The sequence below is a fragment of the Neisseria sp. P0021.S005 genome (assembly GCF_051956955.1).
This window is the reverse complement of record NZ_JBQCWY010000125.1, coordinates 1-7,222: the sequence shown is the minus strand read 5'-3', so window position 1 is coordinate 7,222 and position 7,222 is coordinate 1. Positions and strand designations below refer to the sequence as shown.

10 protein-coding genes and 1 pseudogene are annotated in these 7,222 nt (G+C 50.2%); 9 read left to right on the top strand and 2 right to left on the bottom strand.

Features of this window, described 5'->3' with window-relative positions:
• Nucleotides 1–415 precede the first annotated feature (415 nt).
• The 4 genes from rpmH to yidC all read left to right on the top strand — a co-directional run bounded on the left by rpmH (nt 416) and on the right by yidC (nt 2,877).
• Entirely contained in the window at nt 416–550 is a 135-nt protein-coding gene (gene rpmH / locus ACTHUE_RS08680; protein WP_002214728.1) for a 50S ribosomal protein L34, read from the top strand.
• 2 nt (nt 551–552) lie between these two features.
• Nucleotides 553–891 (top strand): ribonuclease P protein component, encoded by a 339-nt coding sequence (gene rnpA, locus ACTHUE_RS08675; RefSeq protein ID WP_049343532.1) that lies wholly within the window; start codon nt 553–555, stop codon nt 889–891.
• Nucleotides 891–1,112 (top strand): membrane protein insertion efficiency factor YidD, encoded by a 222-nt coding sequence (gene yidD, locus ACTHUE_RS08670; protein WP_003682178.1) that lies wholly within the window; start codon nt 891–893, stop codon nt 1,110–1,112. Before rnpA ends, yidD begins: the two co-directional genes overlap by 1 nt.
• A gap of 118 nt (nt 1,113–1,230) precedes the next feature.
• On the top strand, nt 1,231–2,877 hold the full coding sequence (yidC, locus tag ACTHUE_RS08665) for a membrane protein insertase YidC (RefSeq protein ID WP_049336372.1): 1,647 nt from the start codon (nt 1,231–1,233) through the stop codon (nt 2,875–2,877).
• Between the two features lie 94 nt (nt 2,878–2,971).
• On the opposite strand, the gene ACTHUE_RS08660 is transcribed toward yidC, so the two are convergent.
• Both ACTHUE_RS08660 and ACTHUE_RS08655 read right to left on the bottom strand, forming a co-directional pair.
• Nucleotides 2,972–3,682 carry an SAM-dependent methyltransferase gene (locus tag ACTHUE_RS08660; RefSeq protein ID WP_049336370.1) on the bottom strand — a complete coding sequence of 237 codons (711 nt, stop codon included), beginning with the start codon at nt 3,680–3,682 and terminating at the stop codon, nt 2,972–2,974.
• 54 nt (nt 3,683–3,736) lie between these two features.
• Complete coding sequence (locus tag ACTHUE_RS08655) at nt 3,737–4,327, bottom strand: Maf family protein (RefSeq protein WP_049336421.1); 591 nt, start codon at nt 4,325–4,327, stop codon at nt 3,737–3,739.
• Between the two features lie 55 nt (nt 4,328–4,382).
• Here ACTHUE_RS08655 and ACTHUE_RS08650 point away from each other — a divergent pair, with 55 nt between their 5' ends.
• The 5 genes and pseudogenes from ACTHUE_RS08650 to ACTHUE_RS08630 all read left to right on the top strand — a co-directional run.
• Nucleotides 4,383–4,886: a YceD family protein gene (locus ACTHUE_RS08650; protein WP_049336368.1), complete on the top strand. Its 504-nt coding sequence runs from the start codon at nt 4,383–4,385 to the stop codon at nt 4,884–4,886.
• A 33-nt stretch (nt 4,887–4,919) separates the two neighbouring features.
• Nucleotides 4,920–5,099: a 50S ribosomal protein L32 gene (gene rpmF / locus ACTHUE_RS08645; RefSeq protein WP_002240035.1), complete on the top strand. Its 180-nt coding sequence runs from the start codon at nt 4,920–4,922 to the stop codon at nt 5,097–5,099.
• Nucleotides 5,100–5,191: 92 nt separating this feature from the next.
• Nucleotides 5,192–5,716 (top strand): phosphoribosyltransferase, encoded by a 525-nt coding sequence (locus ACTHUE_RS08640; RefSeq protein WP_049332638.1) that lies wholly within the window; start codon nt 5,192–5,194, stop codon nt 5,714–5,716.
• 122 nt (nt 5,717–5,838) lie between these two features.
• The gene (gene plsX, locus ACTHUE_RS08635; protein WP_049336419.1) at nt 5,839–6,909 is read left to right on the top strand and encodes a phosphate acyltransferase PlsX; all 1,071 of its coding nucleotides are present in this window, start codon (nt 5,839–5,841) and stop codon (nt 6,907–6,909) included.
• A gap of 152 nt (nt 6,910–7,061) precedes the next feature.
• A pseudogene (locus ACTHUE_RS08630) lies at nt 7,062–7,222 on the top strand (3-oxoacyl-ACP synthase); the annotation flags it as partial.

Below are 7,222 nucleotides of genomic sequence, written 5' to 3'. Positions count from 1 at the left end.
CACGGTCAAAGGCGCAATCCATTGCGCAAACTGCCCGGCAGGCAACATTTCGTGAAGGCGGCAAAGGCACAGCGGCCAAAATTCAGCTAACGTCATGAGATTAAGCTCGGAAAATGGAAGATTTGGGAAATACAAGAAGGCAGAGCAGACAGGCAATCCGATAAAAATCAAATTCTTACGATACTCCCGCTGCTTTCAGACGGCCTTGCGCACAGAGAAAAGCAAGGTTGGGCGATTATACCCATTCTGCTCTTTTTTATCCACAACCGCCGCAAAATTTTATCCACAAATTCTATCAATGCATAAAACCCGTTGTCACACTTTGGCCAACGAAAAGTTTTTATATTGATTGACAAAAGCGGCAAATTGGAGTGTAATTCACGGTTTAATTATCTACCAATTTTTAGGAAACATCATGAAACGCACTTATCAACCTTCCGTTACCAAACGCAAACGCACCCACGGCTTCTTGGTTCGCTCCAAAACTCGTGGTGGTCGCGCAGTATTGGCTGCCCGTCGCGCCAAAGGCCGCAAACGCTTGGCTGTATAATTTTGAATTACGGCTTCTCAAAGCAGTATCGCTTATTAAAAACGGATGATTTTTCATCCGTTTTTGCGTTGAAAAACCGACGCAGCCGCGATTTGCTGCAAGTCTCCCAGTCCGCAGACAACGCGCTCGGCCATCCGCGCCTTGGTTTGGTCGTCAGCAAAAAGACCGCCAAACGCGCCCATGACCGCAATTATATGAAGCGCGTCATCCGCGACTGGTTCAGGCTGAATCAACACCAGCTGCCGCCGCATGATTTTGTTGTGCGCGTGCGTCAGGCGTTTAATCGGGAAACTGCCCCGGAAGCTCGAAACCAACTTGCCCAGCTGATGAAAAAACGCTGATGAATACCCTGCTTTCCAAGCTCCTCCTTGCACTCATCCGCTTTTACCAATACTGCATCAGCCCCCTCATTCCGCCGCGCTGCCGCTATACCCCGACCTGTTCACAATACGCAGTCGAAGCCGTCAAAAAATACGGCGCATTCAAAGGCGGATGGCTGGCAATCAAACGCATCGCACGATGCCATCCTTTCGGCGGACACGGACATGACCCTGTTCCATAATGCTGCTGTCAACCATTTAAAGAACACGATTTCCTTTAATTTCCCGTCGGTTTCTATATAATGCCGTCTGAAGCAGTTTTCATCTCGATTACCTATCCGTCAATTCCAGGAATCTCTTATGGATTTTAAAAGACTAATGGCGTTTTTTGCCATTTCAGTGGCAATTTTTGCCGGCTGGGAACATTTTTTCCCCAGCCCCAAACCTAATCCGGCGCAACAAGCCGCGCAACAGCAAACGGCCGCTGCTCCGGCAAAAGCCGCTGCCGAAGCCGCGCTTGCTCCAGCCACCCCCATTACCGTTACCACAGACACGGTCAAAGCCGTCATCGATGAAAAAAGCGGCGATCTGCGCCAGCTGACCCTCTTGCAATACAAAGCAACCGGTGACGAACACAAACCTTTCGTCCTGTTTAACGACGGCAAGGAATACACCTACGTTGCCCAATCCGAGCTTTTGGACGCACAAGGTAACAACGTACTAAAAGGCATCAGCTTTACCGCTCCGCAAAAACAATACAGTTTGGAAGGCGACAAAGTTGAAGTCCGCCTGAGCGCACCTGAAACCAACGGCCTGAAAATCGACAAAGTTTATACTTTTACCAAAGGCAGCTACTTGGTTAACGTCCGTTTCGACATTACCAACAGCAAAGGCCAACCCGTCAACCTGAGCGCAGACTACCGCATCGTCCGCGACCACAGCGAACCTGAAGGCCAAGGCTACTTTACCCGCTCTTACGTCGGCCCGGTGGTTTACACCCCTGAAGGCGGCTTCCAAAAAGTCAGCTTCTCTGATTTGGACGACGATGCCAAATCCGGCAAATCCGAAGCCGAATACATCCGCAAAATGCCGACCGGCTGGCTCGGCATGATTGAACACCATTTCATGTCCACTTGGATTTTGCAGCCTAAAGACGGCCAAAGCGTTTGCGCCGCAGGCGACTGCCGTATCGACATCAAACGTCGCAACGACAACCTGTACAGCGCAAGCGTCAGCGTGCCTTTAGCCGCCATTCAAGCCGGCGCGAAAGCCGAAACCGCCATCAACCTGTATGCCGGTCCGCAAACCACTTCCGTTATCGCCAACATCGCCGACAAACTGCAACTGGCCAAAGACTACGGCAAAGTACACTGGTTCGCCTCCCCGCTCTTCTGGCTCTTGAACCAACTGCACAACATCATCGGCAACTGGGGCTGGGCAATCATCGTTTTGACCATCATCGTCAAAGCCGTGCTGTACCCGTTGACCAACGCCTCTTACCGCTCTATGGCAAAAATGCGTGCCGCTGCACCTAAATTGCAAGCTATCAAAGAGAAATACGGCGATGACCGCATGGCGCAACAACAAGCCATGATGCAGCTTTACAAAGACGAGAAAATCAATCCGCTGGGCGGCTGTCTGCCTATGCTGTTGCAAATCCCCGTCTTCATCGGTCTGTACTGGGCATTGTTCGCCTCCGTAGAATTGCGTCAAGCGCCTTGGTTGGGTTGGATTACCGACTTGAGCCGTCCGGATCCTTTCTACATCCTGCCTTTGATTATGGCGGCGACCATGTTTGCACAAACTTATCTGAATCCGCCGTCAACCGACCCTATGCAGGCGAAAATGATGAAAGTCATGCCTTTGATTTTCTCCATCATGTTCTTCTTCTTCCCTGCCGGTTTGGTTCTGTACTGGGTAGTCAACAACCTCTTGACCATCGCCCAACAATGGCACATCAACCGCAGCATCGAAAAACAACGCGCCCAAGGCGAAGTCGTTTCTTGATAAAAGCTTAGGCAACATAAAGGCCGTCTGTTGTTCAGACGGCCTTTTTTATTTCCTCAAACAAATACAGTTTGAGATTGAACCCAATCCAGTTTTAAGCGGCATGAAGCACAAAAATCGTCGGGCGTTTTTTCAAATTCGGCATTTCTTTTCTTTTCCGCCACTGCGCAATCGTTTGGCTGATGATTTCCTGTGTCGGTAAGGTTAAGTCCGTGGCCACGCATAATCGCGTTTCAGGATGCAGGTTTTCCACCGCATCAGCCAACAACGCATCGTTGCGATACGGCGTTTCGATAAACAGCTGCGTTTCATTCTGCTGGCGCGAACGTTGTTCCAAAGCCTTCAAACACTGAATCCGCTCATTTTTTTCAGACGGCAAATAACCCTTAAACGCAAAGTTCTGACCATTCGCACCCGAAGCCATCAGCGCCAGCAACAAACTGGACGGCCCGACCAAAGGTCGTACTTCAAAACCGTGTTTATGCGCCAACGCCACCAAATTCGCGCCCGGGTCGGCAACAGCCGGGCAACCTGCCTCACTGACAATACCCATACTGCGCCCTTCTTGCAAAGGTTTCAGCAATTCCGGCAAAGTCTTCAAATCCGTGTGTTCATTCAGCGTTTGCAGATTCAGCTCGCGGATAGGCGTAGTTACGCCCAAATGTTTCAAATGCGCGCGCGCTGTTTTTTCCGCTTCTACGACAAAATCCGTCAGCCCGACAATCGCCTGTTGTTCATGCGGCAACAGGCATGGCGTATCAGGCGCACCCAAAGGGGTAGGAATCAAATACAAAATCGGTTTCATTCTTGCAACTCCAAAAAATCTCAGGCCGTCTGAACACATTCAGACGGCCTCAAACTATAAAACTTCCACACCTTCGTTTTTCAAAAAATCAATCAGACGGAAAATCGGAAGGCCGATCAAAGCATTCGGGTCCGTACTTTCAATCCGCTCCAACAAAGCGGCGCCCAAACCCTCGCTTTTCGCCGCACCGGCGCAATAAACTGCATCCGGCTCGCGTTCCAAATATCGGCTGATTTGTTCCTGCGACAACTGGCGCATGGCAACCACCGTATGATCGACATGATGCTGAACCTTGCCCGTAGCAGTATTCAAAAGCACGATTGCGCTGTAAAATTCAATCCGTTTTCCGCTTAAGTTTTCCAGCATCTGTTGTGCATTTGCGACGTTCATCGGCTTACCCAATTGACGTCCTTCGCACCATGCCACTTGGTCTGCACCGATAATCAGCGCGGCAGGAAAAGCTGCCGCCAATGAACGGGCTTTGCCTTCCGCCAAACGCAGCGCCGTTTCGCCTGCATGTTCGCCCGCAATAGGCGTTTCGTCAAAATCAGGCGATGCCGTCTGAAAATCGATACCCAAACGGCGAAGCTGTCCGCAGCGGAAAACCGAACTCGACCCTAAAACCAAAGGCAGTTTTACTTCCATATTTTTACTTAAAAACATTGACGTTAGACTGCCAAAATTATATCATACTCCGTTTATGTCATACCCTAATTTGATTGACCCAGAAGTTTTCGCCGCCGAAGGGCAGAATCTGCAAGGCAGCTTCCTGCTCGAAGAATTGGATGAACGAGTCAGTTCGCACGATTATCCGGCCGACAAACAGACACGCGTGTCGTTTACGCTGCAAGGCGGTCGCGACCGGCTGCAACGTCTGTTTCTCGATTTAAACGTCAAAGCCGACATGCCCCTGATTTGCCAGCGTTGCATTACGCCCATGCCGTTTCTACTCGATGAAACCAGCCGTATCGTCCTGTTTGCCGATGAAGAGAGTTTGGACGAAGCCATGCTTACCGATGAAGAATTGGAAGGCATGCTGCTCGAAAAAGAGCTTGACGTGCGGACTCTGGTTGAAGACCAAATCCTGATGTCGCTCCCTTTCTCCCCTCGACACGAAGACTGCGGCAACAATGGAACACTGGACGAAGTCAATCGGGACAAACCAAACCCCTTCGCTGTTTTAGCAGGTTTGAAAAGCAGTTAATTAGGACACAGTTTATTTATCTAGGAGCTTGAAATGGCCGTTCAACAAAACAAAAAATCCCCTTCTAAACGCGGTATGCACCGTTCACACGACGCTCTGACTGCGCCTTCTCTGTCTGTTGACAGCGCAACCGGCGAAGTGCATCGTCCACACCACATTTCTCCAAACGGTATGTACCGTGGCCGTAAAGTGGTAAAAGCTAAAGGCGAATAATCCGTTCGTCTGACTGAAAAAGCCAGAATATTGCCATGCAATGACTGGCTTTTTTGCATTGCACCCTGTATTTTCCTCTTCGGAAGCACACCATGAAACGTAAAATCTGGTACACCTACGACGACATCCACCGCGTAATCAAAGGATTGGCGGAAAAAATCCAAAACTCCGGCACCAAATACGATGCCATGATTGCCATTGGCGGCGGCGGTTTTATCCCTGCCCGCATGTTGCGCTGCTTCTTGGAAATTCCGATTTACGCCGTGACCACAGCCTACTACGACAACGATCACGAAGGTCAAGTGACCGAGGAAGTGAAAAAAGTCCAATGGCTCGATCCCGTTCCCGATGTACTGAAAGGCAAAAACGTACTGGTTGTTGACGAAGTGGACGACAGCCGCGTTACCATGGAATTCTGCCTGAACGAATTGTTGAAAGAAGATTTCGGCACTATCGGCGTGGCAGTATTGCATGAAAAAATCAAAGCCAAAGTTGGCAAGATTCCCGAAGGCATCCCTTATTTCAGCGGCATCACCGTTGAAGACTGGTGGATCAACTATCCTTGGGACGCGCTGGACATCGACGAACACAACAAATTGGCCGCGCAAAACCAATAAATCTGGTACGACCATCGCAACAAGCCTTTTCATCTGATTTTCCATTTAATCTCCTGAAAATCGGATGAGTGTGCTTTTCCGATTGTTTGATGCCGTCTGAAACACACAAACCGGAGAACAACATGATTACACTGGCCGTAGATGCCATGGGCGGAGATGCAGGCCTTGCGATTACCGTCCCCGGTGCAGTGGATTTCCTGAAACAGCAATCCGACGTACATCTGATTATGGTCGGAGATGAAGCAGCAGTCCGCCAAGCATTAAGCTCGGCAGGCGCACCTATGGACCGCATTACTGTCTGCCATGCAGCGCAAGTCGTCGAAATGGATGAAGCACCGCAATCTGCGCTGAAAAATAAAAAAGAATCATCCATGCGCATCGCCATCAACCAAGTTAAAGAAGGCAACGCGCAAGCTGCCGTATCGGCAGGCAATACCGGCGCACTGATGGCGACCGCCCGATTCGTCCTCAAAACCATTCCCGGCATTGAGCGCCCTGCTATCGCCAAATTCCTGCCTTCCGACAGCGAACACGTTACTCTGGCTTTGGATTTGGGAGCTAACGTCGACTGTACGCCCGAACAACTGGTTCAATTTGCCATCATCGGCAGCGAGCTGGTACACGCGCTACACCCCGAAAAAGGTAGCCCGCGCGTCGCCCTCTTGAACGTCGGTACAGAAGACATCAAAGGTACGGATGCCGTCAAACAAACCTTTAAACTGTTGAGCAGCAGCAAACTCAACTTTATCGGCAATATCGAAAGCAACAGCGTTTTGTATGGCGAAGCCGATGTCGTTGTCGCAGACGGGTTTGTCGGCAACGTTATGCTCAAAACCATCGAAGGCGCGGTTAAATTCATGAGCGGCGCCATCCGTCGTGAATTCAAAAGCACCCTGTTCAACAAACTTGCCGCCATTGCCGCCCTGCCCGCACTCAAAGGTTTGAAAGGCAAACTGGATCCGCGCAAATTTAACGGCGCCATCCTGCTTGGTTTACGCGGTATTGTGATTAAGAGCCACGGTGGAACCGACGAAGTCGGCTTCCGTTATGCTTTGGAAGAAGCCTACCACGAAGCCAAATCCGCCGGCCTCGCTAAAATCGAACAAGGCGTAGCCACCCAGTTGGCTGCTTTGGAAGCCGCCAAAGCAGCAGCCGAACTGGAAGAAACCGCTACTCCAGCAACGGAAGCTTAAGGCTGATATACACAGGCCGTCTGAAACTCCAAAAAGTTCAGACGGCCTGTTTTTATCTTTAATCACCGACTTCATTCTTAATATTGGGAATTTTCCCATTTTCGCTTACAATACCCGACTATCTGAATCAACTCTCTAAAAAGGCCGTTCTCATGCAATATGCCAAAATTTCCGGTACAGGCAGCTACCTTCCTGCCAACCGCGTCAGCAATGACGACCTTGCCAAAAAAGTGGACACTTCCGACGAGTGGATTACCACGCGTACAGGTATCAAATTTCGCCATATTGCAGACGACAGCGAAAAAACCAGCGA